Below are 19159 nucleotides of genomic sequence, written 5' to 3'. Positions count from 1 at the left end.
GTTGTAGCCAACCGATTTACCGTATAACACCGGTGAGGAGTGCAAACGTAGCCTGCGTTAAAAATTGAATTCCATAAAAAAACAAGCAAAAGCCGCACCAGCTAACAATAGAACAATAAGTACGAACGTCAGTACTTTGTATATATTAAATCCCTCCTCTGCGTGTTTGCTTTTCATTCCATACTCACTATAATTTGGCACTCGCATAACGGTTGCACTGGTTTTGACAGTAGCATGGGCAGGTGTGGAAACCGATCTTAATGCCTGCGGCAGCTGTTGTTGTTGAACCTGTTCAATAAAATGCCGCTTATGTTCATTTAACCAACGTCTTACCTGATATGGCTGTTGTAGGGCGTTTAAACGGTTGACAGATTCAATTATTTTTTCCAGGTAATGACTATAAACGGTTCCGGTATGTGTCGACTGTATTTTAGCCGCTTCAATTCGCTTCGCGTTTTCCTCGTGCTGTCTTTCATTTTCGGCCAGCCAGCTTTGGTACTGCTCCGCCAGCGCTATTTGCTCTTTTTCTATTTTTTGCTTTTCCTCTTCCAACTCAGCAACAAAAGCCTGCATCCGACGCGTCTTTTCTTCTTTTAGCTTTTCAAGTTCATAATCCAGGTCACGCTTGCCCGCTACATCCTGCACCAACGTAAAAAGCCCGCGGTCATTGACAAATCTGGCTACTTCGGGGCTGCTGGTAAAATAAATGGTATCATAAAGATTTAGTAATTCAAGTGTTTTTCTAAAGTACTCTTTCAGTTTATTAGGATTGATCTCGCAAAAAACCACCAAGTTCCGGTCACTTACCGGCATCATATTCAGGTCTCCGGTTTCTTTTAAGTTAAAATCGATCTTTGCCAAGTCTTTGGGGGTTCTAACTTTAAACTGGTCAGAATGAGTTACCTGGATAACACCCTGCTGTACATTCTTTTTTTCGAGATAATCATGAAATTCATTCAGGCAGTTCACCGTTATAGCTTCCACGGCAACCTTATCAGAAAAAAGAAGGCTGGAGCCGATAAAAGTACCTCCCCTTTCGGAACCCTGTTCTTTGGCAAAACTATACACCGTATAGGCAACCAGGTTGCTGCCATTTACTGATTGTTTACGGATAGCATAAAGCCTGCTGTTGGGGAAGAGCCGGATCGCGTCTGTTTTTAAATCAAAGGTTTTAATATTTTTTACCAGTACGCTGTCGGTCCCGGCATTAAAGAAACTTTGCTTAAAACCATTCGGGTTTCCAAAAGTGCCGAAGGCTATAATATTAACATGACGGTTCATTATTTTACCAGGCTAAATTTAATGCGTTCCCAAAAAGTACCTTCATAGTCCAGGTCATATCCAACTATACTATGGTATAGCCATTTTGACAAAATTTCGGCGGTTGCCAGGCTTAGCAGGCCGATCCTCTCTTCGCCCCCGCCGCTTTGAATATCGCCAATAGTATAATAGGTTTTACTTAAACCATAGGTATCAATACGCTGGCTGGTTCTGCTTAGACGTTCATTAATGAACTGATCCAGTTCATCAGCGTTAACCACGTTCATCTTACCCGATTTGTCCCACTTGGAAACCACCAGGATCACGTTGATCGCCTTCAAATTTTTACCCTTCCGTTCCAGCTCATCTAAAAACTCGTTAATAACGGTATCTTCTTTATGAGCCGACTCATAGCCCGTTACAATAATAAAAGTAAGCGGTATATTAGCGCTTATATACGAATCTATACTGCTGTGATAAGACCCGCCCCTTTTTATTTCATTGTGATTCTCCCCCGATGTTTCCAGGAAAGTAAGGTTGATCGGCACTACTTTTTTGGAACGGTTATTCGGCTCAAAAACCAGGTCCAGGCGTGTTACCTGGTCCCGCGTGGTACGACCAGGCAAAATCCCCTGCCTGATATTTTCAAAAAAATTGGATAGTAACACCTGTGCTTCTCTGGTATTGGGCGTACCAATCTTAGGCCGCAAAACACCGGCCTGTGAGCTCAGATAGTACAACATGGATGAGAGTATAACCGATTTGCCCGACTTTGAAGTACCAAAGAAGAATACAAAATTGCTATCCTTACTTTTTATTTCTGTTGTATTGGTTTTGGTAAGAGGCACAAAGTCATCCTCTGTTACAGGCTTTTGCGGTTCAAACGACAGGGGTTGTAACCGCTCTTCGTTATCAAAAGCCAGGGGTTCTAAATTTTCGTTGTTCATTGTTTCAATTAGTTGTTAGGGATAAGAGTTTTACCGCTGCGCTTATTATTAAACACAGAGCCATTACTGTCGCTTTTTTTATGATCAGGATTGGTAACCAGTAAGATGATGATCACAATCACAAAATCTAAAAGAATACAGCCCGCCAGCACCACAAACTGGTACATCCCAAAATTCTTAACAGCATGGTCAAAGGCATAACCTATTTTCCCTACGTTCTGGGTTTTAGAAAAAACCGGTTCGAATTTAAATTTGTTTTCCCCTAGTACGGTATGCGCTCTTACACCCAACTTATTAAATTCGGCTAAAGACTCGTCAATTAATCCTTGAGAAAGGTCATCTTTCTCTTTCTTGGGCAATAAAAGCAGGTCTTGTATCCGCCTGTTCCATTTTAATACGGCATTATTAATATCATTTTTAAGAGCCTGTTCTTCAGGGGAAAGGTCGGAGATCATATTGTCTATCTGGTTACCCATTCTCTGCGCCAGGTCTTCGTAATCATTACGGATAGGTGTAAGCAGGTCAATTTTTTGCCCCGTCAGTTTTTCTATATCCCTTATTAAGGCCTGTGCTCTTTCTCCGATCCCCTTATTACCGGGGTCTTTGATCTGCTCTATCAATTGTTTCTTTTTTATCTCGATGTTCTGCGTGGTTTCTTTATTATACTTATAGCTCAGTTTCGACTGCACATCTGTTTCAAGGCCATTAAACCGCTCGTTGATATCACGCAGCTCGGTAGTATAAATATCGGTTCGCATAAACCGGGTATACAGTGCATTAAAATTGGCTATAAAGCAGAAGGATGCTATAAAAATATAGATCCATACCAGGCTGGATGAGGAACGGCGTTCCATCTTCGCCGCCCTGATCATCCAGCAGAGAAAAAGCAGCAGTAAGGAAAGCACTAGTGCAATAACGAAAGACGCCGCGCCAAATATCTGTTGTAGGCCCAACCAGGTTTGGTAAAAGCTTACGCTGATGAGTAAGAGCGCGAGTACAGCGAGAAAAAAATCGGTGGCGGTAATTTTACGGTTCATGTTGTTAATTATTGGTAAGAGATAATAGGGGCTGCCGGTATTTCAAACCATGACATTGTTTAATCAATTATGTAAACAGTTCTTTGGGGGTAATAAGTAATGAATCTTTTATCATAAGAGCATTTCACTGCTTGTTTGTACCAATTGCGTTGTAAGCACAAATCTATAGCAGCCCGTGAAGACGGTTTTACGGAAAACCGTAAACATAAAAACCTAATAAAAATATTTGGAGAAGGTATGAACCGAGAGCAATAGTTTTCTTATCACTTCATTACCGGCAGCTTTATTCGGACAGCTTCGGATGCTGAATATACTTATCTATAATATACCCGGTTATTGGCTTTAAGCGGAACTGTGGCTGGGTGGGATGATTGTCGTAAGCAGTATAAAACTCCAGCTGTTTATTTATCCTGGTGTACCAAACCCGGCCGATATCATTTTCTGTAATAGTATCAGGACGGGTGATTTTTTTAAACCTTCTCAGCTTAACGGTATCTAGTGCAATGACACTTACATCATCTATTTTACGGCTGCAGGGTACTGCTTCGTAATGATCGCCTGTCCAATACATGCACTGTTTACCAGCAGCACTACTGCTCATAGGCATATCAATGACATCGTTGTTTTTTGCCTGATAAATAATTATCCCCGTAGCGGAGAGCAATAGCGCCAGCATTACACCATTCCATGTTTTTTTATGAATGCCACTTTTTTTAGGCGAGGAGGATACCAATGGTACGAATGAAGTGTCGAAGGCTTCAACAGTGGTAGGTCGAGCTTCTTTCACACCAGGGCTTGTCTCAATAAGGGGTTTAGTTTCCGTTATTCGTACAGGATCGCCGTTATCTTTCTTGATTTGTTCCTGCTTTTCAACCAGCCCTTCTGCAGTTGGCTGAGCTGCTACAGTCGGTTGATTGTTCACTTTTTGTTCTGTCCCATCATCAACATTTTTTACCTCCTGCTCTTTTTCAACCAGAGCTCCTTCAACAAAAGGTTGAGCAGCTACAGCTGCCTGGGCCTCTTCTGCTGGCAGTATAACGCCAGCATCATTATCGCCATCCAGCTCTTTTTCAGCCAGGGCTTCTTTTGTTGAGCCCGATGTTTTCCTCCAATGTTCCAGGGGACGAGGTTCAAAATTGATCAGCCAGGCCAACAGCTCAACATTTTTAAACGCGGTTTCAATATCGGGTTCTTTAATATACTTAACCAGTGGCCTGAATTTGTCGATCGAAAAATTCTCAATCACCTTTAAAAACTTCGACGGTTCTACTGCAGCTTCGAAAAACGTTCTCAAGGTTCCCTCATCTTTCCGGTGGTATCGTTCATCATATACAATTGCACATTCCTTTCTAAGCTTTGCCGGCGAGGGCTGGCTCAGGTTTAGTAGACTTGGGTCTGCAGCCAGTTTGTTCTTGTATTCCTGCAGTACCTGCTTTTTGTAATCAGCATAATACATTTTACGAAGGTTATACAATAAAGCTAACGGAATTTACGGAATTCCGTATGCCCATTCGGAATTTAAAACGGAATGAGCGGAATTGCCGGAATCACCGGAATCATTTACTAACCAACCCATTACGTCGATCTATCTTTGTTTTCGAAAGCGATCGGGCTTCTTAGCTAAAAGCCAACTGTACAGTATCTCTTTTCCCGGAACAATAGAAAGTGGTTGCCCATAAGCGGTTTGGGAAGCGTTTAAAAGCTTCCGCAATCTATTCTCCACTCCCTTCCCTTCGGCAGTAGGAAGCGCTTCTTACGCCATTTCAAAAAACCGTGCCCCTGCGGGGTCGGAACATTTTTCAAATTTTTAAAACAACAACAAATGTTAGAATTCATTCTGGCGTTACTGCTGGCGACATGTCCAGCATGTAACCATAACGGACATATTCACAATCACATCCCCAATAATGGACAGGTCACTACCATGGGCGATGAAACAGAAGATGATGGAGGTGAAGGAGGAGGCGGAGAATCAGGACACACACCACCCCCACCGCCCCCACCACCGCCACCCGGTTCATAATGTGTCACTCACAAAAAGGTAAGAGCTAGTCTTACCTTTTTCTTTATGCGACAGTTTTAAAAGTGGGATTTACTTATTTTTAGGGAACAAATAACTGATGTGACGAAATTGCCCTTTTTTATATACCTGCTTTTTATAGCTTGTTGTCTTCTGGCTTGCAACCGGAAAAGAAATATTAAAACAGATGAAATCTCCAATTATACGGAAAACTACTACATCTATCTCTATGCTGATTCACTTCGTAAAAAGAACGACGATTCAGCGTTTTATTACTTCAACAAAATAGTCACCAACTCCAAAGACAGTCTTTTAGTTAGTGGAGCATATACTTGCATGGGCATTATTTTACACGATGTAGGAGACTATTTTGGCAGCCAGGAATTATTGTTCAAGGCATTGAAAATTTTAGATGAGCAAAATGAGCAGCATCACGAACGTATTGCGTCTGCTTATAACGAATTGGGTAAAAATAGTCGAAACTTAAAAAACTATCAAGAAGCTATTCATTATTATGATTTAGCAATAGATTTTTCAACAGATACTTCTTTCAAATTAGTACGCCTTAATAATAAAGGGGCAACTTATAAAGACGAAGAGCAGTATGATTTAGCAATTAAAGTTTATAACTCAATCTTAAATAGTGATAAAAATATACCTCAAGAATATGCCAGGATCCTATCCAACTTTGCTTATGCAAAATGGCTGAAAGATTCCAGTTACAACGCAGCACCAGAAATCTGGAATGCTATACGTATTTGGAAAAATGAAAAAGATGACTGGGGGCTAAGTGCAAGCTATATACATTTAACTCACTACTACAGACCTACCCGACCAGACTCTGCTTTATTCTATGCAAAGAAACTCTATAAGATAACTAAAAACCTTAATAGTCCGGATGAAATAAAAAACGCGCTTGCCATGCTTATACCTGTGAGCACTTTAGGCGAAGTAAAAGAATATTTCACAAAATATCGGTCTTTAAGCGACAGCATAGAAACTGCTCGGAATAAAGCAAAGAATCAATTTGCCACGATCCGGTATGAAACAGAAAAACATAAAACAGATAAGCTGAAGCTCCAAAAGGAAAATGCGGAAACCAAGCTTCGCGTGGTATGGCAGCGGGTAATTTCTATTGTTTTAGGAATTGGAGCCGTTATTGGATTTATTTGGTACCGGAAGCGCAAACAGCAAGCCATACGGGAACAACAATTACAAATGTCCAAGAAAGTACATGATAAGGTTGCCAACAAGGTTTATCGTATTATGTCGGAAGTTGAACACAAGGGGCTTCCGGAAAAAAATGTACTGCTCTATAAATTAAATACAGTATATAAACAATCACGTGATATATCTTATAACGAGCCAGGAAAAAATAACCAGGATTTTCAACAATCTGTTTCGGAACTGTTGGAATCATTTGCCAGCAATACTGTAAAAGTGGCAAGTGTCGGCAACTCTCAGCAGATATGGGAAAAAATGACACCGGTAGCTAGAGAAGAGCTGAGTATTACCATAGAGGAGTTAATGACCAATATGAAAAAGCATAGCTCGGCCAGCAATGTTGTGCTGAAATTTATGCAAAAGGAAAATATAGTAGAAGTACTATACACCGATGATGGCATCGGGCTTCCTCCTAGAACGCTTTATGGCAATGGATTAAGAAATACGGAAACCCGTATCAAAGATATTGGGGGCCGCATTATTTTTGATAAAACAATACCGGGATTGAAAGTCCGTATTTTTATTCCAATTGCTAAATAAATATGATAAAGAAAGTACTGATAGCAGAAGATTATCAAAGCGCCAACATCTCCGTACAGAAAACACTTGAAGCGTTCGGAGTTCTTGACCCGGATTATGTTTACCATTGTGATGATGCGCTGCAAAAAATACAAATGGCCCTAAAGGCCGGAACGTCTTATGACCTGCTGATCACTGATCTGTCTTTTGACCAGGATCACCGACAACAAAAAATTTCTACCGGCGAAGCGCTTATTGCCGCTGTAAGAAAAGCGCAACCTGATCTGAAAATACTGGTATTTTCAGCTACAGGTAAGCCTTCAGTTATAGAAATATTGTTTAAAAAACAGGATATTGATGGGTATGTATCAAAGGGACGAAGTGACATTGAAGAACTTAAGAAGGCCATAGAAAAGATTATTAATAACCAACGACATTTCCCGGTAGAGTTGATACGGCAGGCAAAACAAAAAAATGCTTATGAATTTACCGAAACTGATATTGCTATAATAACCCAGATGACCGAAGGTAAACGACAGCAAGAGATTTCGGATTATTTAAGTGAAAATAATATGCAGCCAGCTGGCAAAAGCAGTATTGAAAAACGACTAAAATTGATGAAAGAGGCATTCGACTTTTCCACCAACGAGCAGCTAATAGCGCACTGTATTAAAATGGGTATTATTTAATACTAAATCTCAGTATATCGTCAACACCCAATATTTTAGTATCTTTCGTTGTATAACTGCATTTATTTTTTTTTTAAATTATACTTCGCGACGGATTTCCGTAAAAAACAGCTTTTAACGTATGCTATTTTCGATTCATCATTAAAACATTTTGATTATGAATAAAAATTACTATGTTAACAAACAAGCGCAACCCAACGGAGATCATGAAGTACATGAACAAACATGCAGTTGGCTTCCTTCGGCAGCAAACAGATTATATTTGGGTGAATATCCATCCTGCTTTGCCGCTGTTTCAGAAGCAAAACGTTACTACACTCGTGTAAATGGCTGTAAACATTGCAGCAAACCCTGTCATTCGCAATAAAGATCAAACTACAATAAACCAATTAGCAGCCTAGCCGTTGTATATCGAAAAACACCTCCTTCAACTATTCTTTTTCGCTTTAACTTAAGCACGTGAAAACAGTGTTTTTTGTATTATTAGTCATTAGTATTAAAGGTTGCGAAACCAATACGGTATTTGTATGTGGCAGCCAGTTGGGCAAGCGGTATCATCTTACCGATCAATGCCGGGGATTAAGCAACTGCAATTACCATATCATTCCGATTACATTAGACAGTGCTATACAACAGCATAAGACCCTCTGCAAATGGGAGCGCTAATCAACTAGGAGTTTTTAAACAGATGCATTACTTAGAACTCCTTAAATCTGTTCAACGCATCTCCCTATTGCTCCAGCAACGCCCTTACACACCATAAATAAGGCGCCTGGCCATGGTAGTCGCCGGTGGCGCGGGGACGATCGTAGTAGTATTGCTTATCGTTCTTTTTATTGGTGCCCACGCATACTTCTGATACCGCACCCTGGGCATTGACATAGCCCACCAGGGCCATCCAGGCTTTGCGGGCGGCAGGACCATAGGTGGCCGCATCCAGCCATCCCTTTTTTACCCCGGTAATAAAAGCATAGGCAAACATGGCTGAGCCCGAGGTTTCGGCCCAGCAGTCGGGCTCATCAATCAGCTGGTTCCACATACCGCCTGGTTGCTGGTAGTTTTTTAAACTGGCCATCATGGCCCTGTAGCCTTTCATAATACGGGCATAATGCGGGTTGGTTGCTGGCAGATACCGCAATAGCTCGGTTACACCGGCTGCCATCCAGCCATTGCCACGCCCCCAGTAAAAAGGCACATCCGGGGCGTGGTAAAACAAGCCGTTGGGGCGCTGCAGCTCATCAAGGTAAAGGGCCATTTCTTTAGCCGCCCGGTTAATATATATCGCATTGCCAGTAGCCTTATAGGCCTGGGTTTGCACAATGGTGATCATGTACATATCATCGATCCAAAGCCGGGTTTGCCAGCTATACCCCTGATCGGCCCAGGCCTTCTCCTCTGGCTTGGCATCAGCCGGCACCTGCCATTGGGTTTGTGCGTAAGGCAGGCCCAGGTTCAAATACCGCTGGTCTTTGGTGAGCTGCCAAAGCGTCAAGGGCAGGCTGCCAAACATATTGAGGTCCACATGGTTTTTGATGGGCAGCAGTTCCTTTTCGGTAGTAAACAAGGGTTCAAATCTTTTTTCTAAAAAGCCCTGTAACATTTTATCGTTGGTAAGCTGCGCATAATGCAGGGCGCCTGTCCAGAAAAAGGTTTCGGGATAGCCGATCCATTTACCGGCATGCAAGGCATGCTTGGAATATACCATGCGGTAGGCAATCAGTCGCCCCACTTCTTCGGGCGTATATCCTTTGGGGAACCCGGTTAAAAAATTCTTTTGTGCCCCGGCAAATAAAGCCGGCAGCCACATCATTAAAAAGATAATACTACGTTTATACATGCTATATTTTTTTGTTCATGGTTTTTAGATCATAGTGAATAGTTCATAGTTAATGGCCTATTGTCTATGATCTGCCATTAACTATCTGGCATCTGGCATCCAGCATCTAATATCTAGCATCAAGTGTACGACCCATCCTCCATGTAAGGTTTTGCTATAAGCGTACTATTGAGTTGATAGGGCTACTGTAGCAGCGAACCACCTTAGGGGCTCGGCACACCCCGCTTCCGCACTGTTGGACCAGCTCCGTTTTCAAACCGATTATTCACTATAAATTTTTTAAAGAAAGCCTTTTGGGTGGCAGCACCTTTAGCCAGCAGGGCAATACGCACGGCCCGGTCCCAGGGCGGCAGGAAGGCTATGTCCACCGGTTCTCGGTTCAGGGTTTTAAAAACGCCTCCACCGGCGCTATACATAAAGCGGGCAGTGGTATTGTCGGTTACGGCTACCTTTAATACCAGTGATGCTGCGCCTGGTATAGTAGTTTCCATCAACACTGTTTGCTGGTCTTTCTTCAATTGCACCAGCCGGACCCTGTTGTTAAACACACTGGCATACACCATATTTTTATCGTCTCCTACCAGGGCCAGGCCGCCCTCGGCCGTGCTGTTCTGCTGCAGGTTTACCTGCGCATCATAGTGGCGGGCCATTACTGAGCGGCCCACATAGGCGCCGCTATTACCCGGCAGCGCCTGCAGCTGCAGGCTGTTTTGCTTTACTTTGGCCCGTACCGGCTGAAACACGCTCCAATGCCAGGCGTCATCCAGCCGGTTGCCCGCAAAAAGATCGGTGATAATGCCCGGGGCTACAGGTCCGTTGGGTGCCGGCTGATCCATAAATTTCAGCCAGCCATCAGCCGTAAATTCAAATTCGCTCAGCAAACCCTGGCGCCCGCCATAAGCGCCGCTGGCCGTACTGTAGCCATGGTATAAATAATAAAAGCGACCGTCTTTCTCGACGGGTGTTCCATGACCGGGACATTTCCAATCTGCATTATCGGCCAGTACTGGGTTACCCGGAAACTTTTCCCAGGGTCCCAGCAGGCTTTTAGCCCTGGCCACACCGGTACCATAGGTGCAAGTTTTCCCGCAACAACCCGCAGCGGCATACAACGCATAAAAATAGCCCTGGCGCTTTATAATAGAAACCCCTTCTACCAATCCCTTTTCCCAGGGTGCATCAGCACGAAACAGTTCTTTTTTAGTACCCAGCAAGCCGGTACGGTCTTCCTTCATCTCCTGCGCCCATATAGGTGTAGGTTTGCCCTTGCTGTTACCATCTTCCTTCCAGATCATATAGAGCTTGCCTTCTTCATCGCGCATGGGGAAAGCATCAATAGAACCATCAGCTTCGCACATCAGCGGACCCAGGTCGCGGTAGGGTCCTTCGGGTTTGTCGGCCACTGCTGCAGCAATACAAAGACTGCCCCCTTTTTTATGCCCCGTATAATACAGGTATACCTTCCCGTTCTCGTAAGTTATTTCAGGTGCCCACATATAATAGTCGGCCCAGGCCGGCATTTGATTAAATACATGCCCCGAGGCTTTCCAGTTCACCAGGTCTTTGGAACGATAAAGGGTAAAAGCCGGGAACCAGTTAGAGGTGGTACCGGCGGCCCAATATTCGTTACCAATTTTAACCACCGAAGGATCAGGATGATCGGCCGGCAATACCAGTTGCTGAGCGCGTAAATGAAATACCGGCAACAACAGGAACAAGGACAAAAGCAAGCGCATAATTATTCAATTGTAAAATTCTTTCTGCATGTAAGCGCTATCTGTTTCAATAAAATCATATGGCAGCCGGCAATACACGAAGATCGCTTTGATAGTACCGGTAGCCGCCATTACAACAGGTTTACTGAACAGGATAGCATGCGCTACGGCACAAGGCATACACATTTTCAGCAACCTGTGGACGGCGTTATAAACACGGCCTATGAGCTAATAAATATAACGGGGTCAAAATAAATACACAAGCCGCAGATTGCCTGTTCAACATTTTGTGCAATCGTTTCAAATGAGGCCAATGGTGGCCCAGGCATTATAATTTGGCCGGTACAACAGGCAAGTTTAATCACCATGTTCTATATTTGATTGTAGTTATTATGCGCTTATTTTTTTACGTTATTGCTTTAAGCCTGCTGGCACAGCTTGCCCCGTTTATTGCCCACGGTCAGTATTATTTTAAACATTACCAGGTAGATGACGGGTTGTTGCATAATGCGGTAACCTCGGTAATCCAGGATCAAAACGGTATGATATGGGTAGGCACGCGTGCGGGCCTGAACCGTTTTGATGGTTACAGCTTTAAACCCTGTGATAACCGCAAATCAACGAACGACAATATCGGCAACAATATCGTAAACGTAGTTACCGAAGGTCGAAACGGTATACTATGGGTGGCTACAGCCAAGGGTTTGTTTAGCTACAATTCCTACCAGGAAATATCGCAGCGGGTACAGGCGGTACCTGCCGGCTATATTCACCACCTGGTAAAAGACAACCGGGAACAATTATGGTTTATTACCAATGGCAGCTTGTACAGGTACCAAATCAATAGGAATAAACTGGACAACCTGGAACTGCAAAGTGCCTGTATTGCAGCCGATGGAGCTGCAGGCCTTTGGATAGGGCGTGAGGATGGCACCATTGGCCGGTACAATTTTGAAACCGGCGCTTTAGTGAACACCACTATTATTGATGCGCGCACACCCCCACATTTAAGATCGATCAGCAAAATATATCCTGTCAACGACAGTGAAGTACTGATCGGTTGCTTTACCCAGGGACTGAAACTATATAATCATAAAACGGGCGTTTGCAGCTCCCTGCCACTGGTGAAAAATACAAAGGCTTCCATTTATGTACGCGATATTATTCGCGGCGAGAAGCAGCAGTACTGGATCGCAACCGAGTCGGGCATTTATATTTACGACCGCGCCAGCCAAACGGCCCAACACCTGCGAAAAAGACTGAACGATCCGTACGCGTTAAATGACAACCCGGTGTATACGTTTTGTAAAGACCGGCAGGGCGGCATGTGGGTAGGCTCTTATTTTGGTGGCATTAATTATTACTCCAAAGAAAATGCCCGGTTTAAAAAATACTATCCGCAACCAGAAACCAATTCTATTTCGGGTAATGCCGTAAGAAAAATTGTTGCGGATGCCCAGGGCCAGCTGTGGATTGGTACCGAAGACGCAGGGGTAAACCGTTTAAACCTGGGCACCGGACGGTTTACGCATTATACCGCAACCGGCAAGAAGGATGATATTGCTTACTATAATGTACATGGTTTGCTGGCTCTGGGCAACCAGTTATTTGTAGGCATGTTCTATAACGGTATGGATATTATGGATACCCGTACCGGCAGGGTTACCGATCACTTTAAAGTAATCAAAGACAGTGCAGAGCAGGTCATCGATTTTGTATCCTGCATCTATCTTACAAAAGACAGTACCATATTGGTGGGGTCGGCTTACCACGGCGCCAGCCTGCTTACCTATAACCCTATCAACAAAACTTTTAAAAGAGTACCGCAGATACCCTATAATAGCTATACCTGGGATATCAGGGAAGATAGCAAGGGAAATATATGGACCGGCAGCGTATCAAGAGGCGCATTTTACTACCATCCCAAAACCGGGGAGACCGGGAATATCCGTTTTGGTGATACGGTAAATAACGCAGTAGTGAACGAATTTGCAGTATACAGCATCTGGGAAGACCGCAATCGTTTCTTATGGTTTGCTACTACAGGTGGCGGCCTTATCAAAGTAGGACCCGATAAAAAGATCATTAAAAAGTTTAATACCCAAACCGGTTTGCCCAGCAATGTGCTCTACAGCATACTGGAAGATAACTCAGGAAACCTATGGATCACTTCCTTAAAAGGCCTGATTTGTTTTAACACCCTTACAGAAAAAGTAAAAGTATATACAAAGGCCAATGGCTTACTCACCGACCAGTTTAATTATAACTCGGCCTATAAACATACTGATGGCAGCATGTACTTTGGATCTGTAAAAGGCATGATCGCTTTTAACCCCACCGACTTTAATCACCCCGAACCCAGTCCGCCCACTTATATCACAGGTTTCCAGATCAATAATAAAGACGTTGAACCGGGCGAGCCCGGAAGCCCTTTAGCCCGATCCATATTCTATACAGATACGTTGGTGCTGGACCATGACCAAAACAATTTCAGTATTGAATTTGCAGCGCTGAACTACTCCTCGCCGCAGGTAACCCGCTATAAGTACCGGATGAAAGGCATGGATGATAGCTGGACCTACCTGAACACCAACCGGAAAGCTTTTTTCACGGATTTATCGCATGGCGATTATGAATTTATTGTGCAGGCCGAAAGCAATACCGGCAGCTGGCTGGGAAAAGAACGCCGGCTCTTTATCAGGATCCGTCCCCCCTTTTGGCAAAGTAATATCGCTTACCTGTTTTACATTTTATTATTAGCTGCTGCAATATTTGTGCTTACCCGTTTGTACCGTAAGAACCTGGAACGGAAAAACCTGCGTAAGCTGCAATTATTTGAGCACGAAAAAGAGAAGGAGGTCTACCAGGCCAAGATAGAGTTCTTTACCCATATAACCCATGAGATACAAACACCTTTGGCCCTGATATCAGGACCCATTGAATGGCTAATGCGACAGTTTGGCAAAAACCCTGAAATTAACAAGAGCCTTACGATTGCTGAAAAAAATACGCGACGCCTGGTATCACTGACGAGCCAGCTGCTTGACTTCAGGAAAACCGAGGCCAACCAGTTTAGCCTGAATTTTGTGAAGACCGATATTGCGGCGTTGGTTGCTGATGTGGCAGAAGGTTTTAAAGAGCAGGCATCGACCAACGCCGTTCAGCTGGAACTGCGGACCCCGACTGAAAACTTTATGGCTTTTGTAGACCGGGAAGCTTTTATTAAAATATGCACTAACCTGGTATCGAACGCGATGAAATATGCTGCCGCAAGCGCTTCCGTTATTATGGAAGCAGTTAAAGAAAGCGATGCTTATTTTACGATTTATTTTAACAACGATGGTAAAGGTATTCCGCAGGAGTACCGGCAACAGATATTTGAACCCTTTGTACGCGTGGGTGGAAATAACAAACCGGGTACCGGCATTGGTTTATCACTGGCCCGCTCGCTTACCGAGCTGCATAACGGTACGCTTTTATTGGTATCGGGTGAACCCGATCATGTGAGTTTTGCGCTTCGATTGCCTATACACCAGGAAATAGAATTTCAATTAAGTAGCTGGAAAAAAATCAGATAATATGACCGAAACCATTTTGATTATTGATGACGAACAGGATGTGCTGGATTTTTTATCGCATATATTGGGCTATACCTACAAGATATTTACGGCACCGGAGGCCGGGAAAGCACAACAGCTTTTGGATGAAGAAATCATTCACCTGATTATCTCAGATGTAATGATGCCGGGCATGAATGGCTTTGAGCTTTGCCAGCTGATTAAATCCAATATAGCCTACAGTCATATACCCATCATACTGCTCACTTCTAAAAACACCCACCAGGCCCATATTGAAGGTCTGCAGGTAGGCGCTGATGCGTATATTCAAAAGCCCTTTTCGGTTGACTTATTGCTATCGCAGATTCAAAACCTGCTGAAGAACCGGATCAAAATAAAGGATCATTTTGCCAGTGATCCTTTTGCACATATACAGGTGCCCGTGCGCTCTAAAAAAGATGAATTATTCCTACAACAACTAGACGAATATATTAACGCTCATATGAAAGAGCCGAATATAGATTTTGATGCACTGGCAGAACACTTGTTTATGAGCAGGGCTACTTTTTACCGCAAGATCACTGCTTTAATGTCTTTATCGCCCAAAGAGTTTGTGGATATGACAAAACTAAAAAAAGCAGCAGCGTTGATGTCAGAAAACCGCCTGACATTACCTGAGATCATAAAACTCACCGGCTTTAGCTCAGAAGCCGGCTTTAGCCGCAGTTTCGAAGCACAGTATAAAATGTCACCCGAAGCTTATTATGCATCGCTGCAGGAAGGAGAGTAAAGATGATTAATAGTCATGTAGTCAACCTCCAAACTAAATCTAAAAATCAGCCAGTAAATAGCTGGTAATTTTGTCATCACCCGGTCCTTTTAACAGTATGCGTCTTTGTATGACGTCATTAATGTCCCGGGTAGCCGAGTCAGGTTATCGCTATACCTCACCTAACACCTAAACACTTAAGTATTATGATTCAACTATACCGGCTACAATGTAAATCTGCTGCTCTTATAGACAAACTGATAGGCAGAGAAAAGATTATGAAGATTTAAAACGGCAAGAAAATCTGCATAGTCGCAAAGATGTCAAACGATATTTAATGAGGTTAAGATTCAAGACCCGAACCAGGCCTCATCGCCGGCATGTAGTTTACTTAACTGTGTATATATATACCGAACCGAACTACCTTTATTAATCCTTAAGTCTAAAAGCGGCAACTTCTGCCAGCGCCGGCTGCCGTTGACTGTCATGTCCTGATTTAGGAACAAGCCGGAAATACCGACATTGCTTTTGTTGTGGTAAATCAATATAGAGCTTCATTAAATCAATATTATTGAGTGGGAACACACCAAGGTTTTCCCATGTTTTATTATCATTACTAATCAGTACCTGAAGTTCTTTTATTTTGCGATCGCCTTCTTTCTGATTTAAAATAAATCCATTGACCTTGCAAACCACTCCCATATCAATGGTTATCCAGTGGTCAGGATAGTTCGTTGAGTTAGAGGTATAGCGTGCCACCCAAAAAGTAACAGCATTACCATCTATAAGCAATTTGCTGCTGTTAGCAGATTCTTCGGAACTAAAGTCTGCAACCGACCAGCTAGTCTTTGGATAGATGTAGCGGATCGTTTCACCCGAAGGCCGGGTTTGGGGTATGTCTATGTTTGACGGTGTTCCGAAATTGGGGGTACCATCCGTGTTCCATGTAAAGCGCTGCATGCGGGGATTACGTCCTGCATTACCATCATTGGCTACATTACGCGCATGATAAATAATCCAATCTTCTTTGCCATCAGGTGATTTAAAGAAACCATTGTGCCCGGGGCCATAGGCCTTACTGGAAGCCAGCATGGAAAAAACCGGCTGGGGATTTTTTGTCCAGTCTCCCGGGTTCATAGGGTCGCCGTTGTCTCTCAAAGCGAGCTGACCCAAACAATATCCATCTGACCAGTAGCCACTACCGGAGTATATGACGAAGACACGTCCATCAGGATTGAAAAGAACCTGAGGTCCTTCGTTAATCGGATTACCTTTTTTCTCCCAATCATAGTTAGGGGTAGCAATCATTACCTTATCGCCTGTAATCGTCCACGGATTGCTCATTCTTGCAATATAAATATTCTGTGGCGGCGCGCCGGCATTTCCCCCAGACCACATCATATACAACTGTCCTTTATAATTCAGCACCGTACCGTCTATGGCCCATAAGTTGGTGGGGTCTGAAACCTTACCCTTTAATACCCAACTGCCCTGCATCGGGTCAGGTGACGAATTTTCCAGCACATACATGCGATGATTTGCATTTGCACCATCATCTGCGGCAAAATAAAAGTACCATTTTCCGTTAATCTCGTGAAGCTCCGGTGCCCAAATATTTTTTGAATAAGCCTGATTAGCCGGCGGGGTCCATACATCTTTACGAACGCCCGAAGCAAGTTCTGATAAGTTTTTAGTTTGGATGATCACCAGCTTACTACCTTGCGTAAATGTATAATAGAAGAATCCATTTTTTTGTACCACCCAGGGATCGGGGCCTCCAGGCATAATGGGATTAGTGAATTTTTCATCTTTAGTCAACCTGGTTAAATCATCATCTACCCCCGTTGGGTCTGGCTTAACAACGTCTGGTTTCTTCACTTCCGGATTTGATTTCCCGCAGGAAGTGAACACCAAAACATTAGTCAGAATACATAAAATGAATATTAATCGTTTCATCCGTATATTTTTCGTTTTTCAATAAATAGTCTTCCGTTGAGATACCTGCAACATTATTTATCGGGGTATCTGTGACGAAGATCTCGTCAGGAAATATCAGTTAGTAAAATATTTCATCAGGTTTTATCCTCAGAATATTTCACAAAAACTCTTATTAATTTCAATACATGAGGTAAACAATACCGGTTCAGGTGGGTCGCTATTTTTATAGTTTAGCATAAAAGCCTGCCCAACCTATCCGGGCAGGCTTACTACCTGATTTTAATAACTGATTGATTTTAGTAATAATAATTTAAATGGTCTTATTATTTAACACCCAGATATAATTCCTGAATCTGCACGGTATTGCCCTGAGAAGTATAAGACGACTGGTAAAAGCATTGGGCCTTTTGTGCATAAAACCGGATATAGCGATACTTTGATTTGGGGATCGTAATATCAACAGACTCCTGAGGCGAGCCTGTTGCGGCATCAGGTACCACCACGTTTGAGGCTATCACCTCAAAATTAACACCGTCATTGCTGCCCAATATCTGATCGAAAGCATACCATCTTATAAATACCTGGGTAGTATTTCTGTGTAATATCCTGAAATAATCCACATCCTGAGCTGCTTTCATATCAACCGTAAAATGAATGGCTTCTCCTGAAGGAACCGATACCAGGCCGGCGCCACTTCCTGAAGATTTGCCAGGTCTTACCAGACAGAAGTTCGTCGCAAAATCGCCATCCACCGCTGCTGCCAGCGAGTTTCCTTCAGGATTACCGGTTGCTATCATCAATGCATGAGAGGCAGTCATTGTCCAGCCGGTTCTTGGATAGTCACCGCTAAATGCCACTACATGAACAGTAACTGTAGCCTTAACAGAGGGATTTTGCTTTGAAGCCACGGAAACTGTAGCGGTTCCCCGGGCTAAACCTTCGAGTCGGCCGACCGTATTTACGGCTACCACTGCCGGCTCCGAGGATGTATAAACCAGGTCATCATTTGCATCGAAGGGAATAAGCTGCAGATCGTCAGCCAAATTGTAAGTTCCTCCTAATCCCAAATCCAACTCAGTCTTAAGAAGCCTGATCTCAGTAGCCGGTTTTAGAATTTTACTTACCACTGTTACGGGGACATCAACGCTATGTCCTCCTTTACCTACAGCTATCGTAATAGTAGCGGAGCCCTCAGTAACTCCTCTCACAATACCCAATCCACTTACTGTAGCAACTGCCGGATTGGATGAAGTATAATTTTCAGCCCTATCTGTGGCGTTTTCAGGAGAAACAGATATCTGCCTGCTTACATCCAATGTAGCACCAATTAAAATAGTGTTATCGTTTTTTAGCGCCTCGTTTAAAGTAATGGCTGACACATTAACTTCCTGCACCTTTTCCAAGTTTTTATCACAACCTGCAAACAGCAAGCTAAAGAGTGAAAACACAGCAATGAATTTCAATATTTTATTTTTTCCCATTTGTCTTATTTTTTGTAACCAGAGTTGTAGAAATACCAATCACCTATTAATCAGGGACGCAGAAAAAACATTTTGCCCCTTATCTTACAGTTGCCTTGGATGTGTTATAACTTTAAAAACTTCAATACATCCAATAGTTTTATTGTGCGCAGACTTAACAGCTTTT

The 19159-nt window shown here is 43.2% G+C and carries 16 protein-coding genes; 6 read left to right on the top strand and 10 right to left on the bottom strand.

The window, feature by feature from the left end; translation table 11 throughout:
* Positions 1-57: 57 nt before the first annotated feature.
* From U0035_RS21360 to U0035_RS21340, 5 genes are all read right to left on the bottom strand, one after another.
* Positions 58-1281, bottom strand: coding sequence for a hypothetical protein (locus U0035_RS21360; RefSeq protein WP_114790997.1), 1224 nt, complete (start codon positions 1279-1281; stop codon positions 58-60).
* Positions 1281-2207, bottom strand: coding sequence for a hypothetical protein (locus tag U0035_RS21355; protein WP_114790996.1), 927 nt, complete (start codon positions 2205-2207; stop codon positions 1281-1283). Before U0035_RS21355 ends, U0035_RS21360 begins: the two co-directional genes overlap by 1 nt.
* An 8-nt stretch (positions 2208-2215) precedes the next feature.
* A complete protein-coding gene (locus U0035_RS21350; protein ID WP_114790995.1) occupies positions 2216-3244 on the bottom strand; it encodes a hypothetical protein in 1029 nt (342 codons plus the stop codon).
* Between the two features lie 283 nt (positions 3245-3527).
* Positions 3528-4700, bottom strand: a complete 1173-nt coding sequence (locus U0035_RS21345; protein ID WP_114790994.1) for a hypothetical protein — start codon at positions 4698-4700, stop codon at positions 3528-3530.
* 437 nt (positions 4701-5137) lie between these two features.
* A complete protein-coding gene (locus U0035_RS21340) occupies positions 5138-5275 on the bottom strand; it encodes a hypothetical protein (RefSeq protein WP_327138708.1) in 138 nt (45 codons plus the stop codon).
* 325 nt (positions 5276-5600) lie between these two features.
* Between U0035_RS21340 and U0035_RS21335 the strand changes: the two genes are divergently transcribed.
* From U0035_RS21335 to U0035_RS21320, 4 genes are all read left to right on the top strand, one after another.
* Positions 5601-7028 carry a tetratricopeptide repeat-containing sensor histidine kinase gene (locus U0035_RS21335; RefSeq protein ID WP_245957717.1) on the top strand — a complete coding sequence of 476 codons (1428 nt, stop codon included), beginning with the start codon at positions 5601-5603 and terminating at the stop codon, positions 7026-7028.
* Between the two features lie 2 nt (positions 7029-7030).
* Entirely contained in the window at positions 7031-7696 is a 666-nt protein-coding gene (locus tag U0035_RS21330) for a helix-turn-helix domain-containing protein (RefSeq protein WP_114790951.1), read from the top strand.
* 173 nt (positions 7697-7869) lie between these two features.
* Positions 7870-8022: a hypothetical protein gene (locus U0035_RS21325; RefSeq protein ID WP_162817862.1), complete on the top strand. Its 153-nt coding sequence runs from the start codon at positions 7870-7872 to the stop codon at positions 8020-8022.
* A gap of 133 nt (positions 8023-8155) precedes the next feature.
* Positions 8156-8362 carry a hypothetical protein gene (locus U0035_RS21320; protein WP_162817861.1) on the top strand — a complete coding sequence of 69 codons (207 nt, stop codon included), beginning with the start codon at positions 8156-8158 and terminating at the stop codon, positions 8360-8362.
* 64 nt (positions 8363-8426) lie between these two features.
* Here the strand turns inward: U0035_RS21320 and U0035_RS21315 are convergent, their stop codons facing one another.
* The 3 genes from U0035_RS21315 to U0035_RS21305 form a co-directional block, all read right to left on the bottom strand.
* Positions 8427-9533: a glycoside hydrolase family 88/105 protein gene (locus tag U0035_RS21315; RefSeq protein WP_114790949.1), complete on the bottom strand. Its 1107-nt coding sequence runs from the start codon at positions 9531-9533 to the stop codon at positions 8427-8429.
* Positions 9534-9736: 203 nt separating this feature from the next.
* A complete protein-coding gene (locus tag U0035_RS21310) occupies positions 9737-11269 on the bottom strand; it encodes a glycoside hydrolase family 43 protein (protein ID WP_114790948.1) in 1533 nt (510 codons plus the stop codon).
* Positions 11270-11275: 6 nt separating this feature from the next.
* On the bottom strand, positions 11276-11428 hold the full coding sequence (locus U0035_RS21305; RefSeq protein ID WP_162817860.1) for a hypothetical protein: 153 nt from the start codon (positions 11426-11428) through the stop codon (positions 11276-11278).
* A 212-nt stretch (positions 11429-11640) separates the two neighbouring features.
* Between U0035_RS21305 and U0035_RS21300 the strand changes: the two genes are divergently transcribed.
* Both U0035_RS21300 and U0035_RS21295 read left to right on the top strand, forming a co-directional pair.
* Positions 11641-14826, top strand: coding sequence for a ligand-binding sensor domain-containing protein (locus U0035_RS21300; protein WP_114790993.1), 3186 nt, complete (start codon positions 11641-11643; stop codon positions 14824-14826).
* Position 14827: 1 nt separating this feature from the next.
* Positions 14828-15595, top strand: a complete 768-nt coding sequence (locus U0035_RS21295) for a response regulator transcription factor (RefSeq protein ID WP_114790947.1) — start codon at positions 14828-14830, stop codon at positions 15593-15595.
* Positions 15596-16003: 408 nt separating this feature from the next.
* Here U0035_RS21295 and U0035_RS21290 read toward each other — a convergent pair whose 3' ends face one another.
* Positions 16004-17530 carry a family 43 glycosylhydrolase gene (locus tag U0035_RS21290; protein WP_114790946.1) on the bottom strand — a complete coding sequence of 509 codons (1527 nt, stop codon included), beginning with the start codon at positions 17528-17530 and terminating at the stop codon, positions 16004-16006.
* Between the two features lie 305 nt (positions 17531-17835).
* Positions 17836-18993: an Ig-like domain-containing protein gene (locus tag U0035_RS21285; protein ID WP_114790945.1), complete on the bottom strand. Its 1158-nt coding sequence runs from the start codon at positions 18991-18993 to the stop codon at positions 17836-17838.
* Between the last annotated feature and the right edge of the window lie 166 nt (positions 18994-19159).

The organism is Niabella yanshanensis (assembly GCF_034424215.1).
GTDB classification, from domain to species: domain Bacteria; phylum Bacteroidota; class Bacteroidia; order Chitinophagales; family Chitinophagaceae; genus Niabella; species Niabella yanshanensis.
The sequence above is the reverse complement of the archived record's forward strand: the minus strand, read 5'-3'. Positions and strand labels throughout refer to the sequence as shown.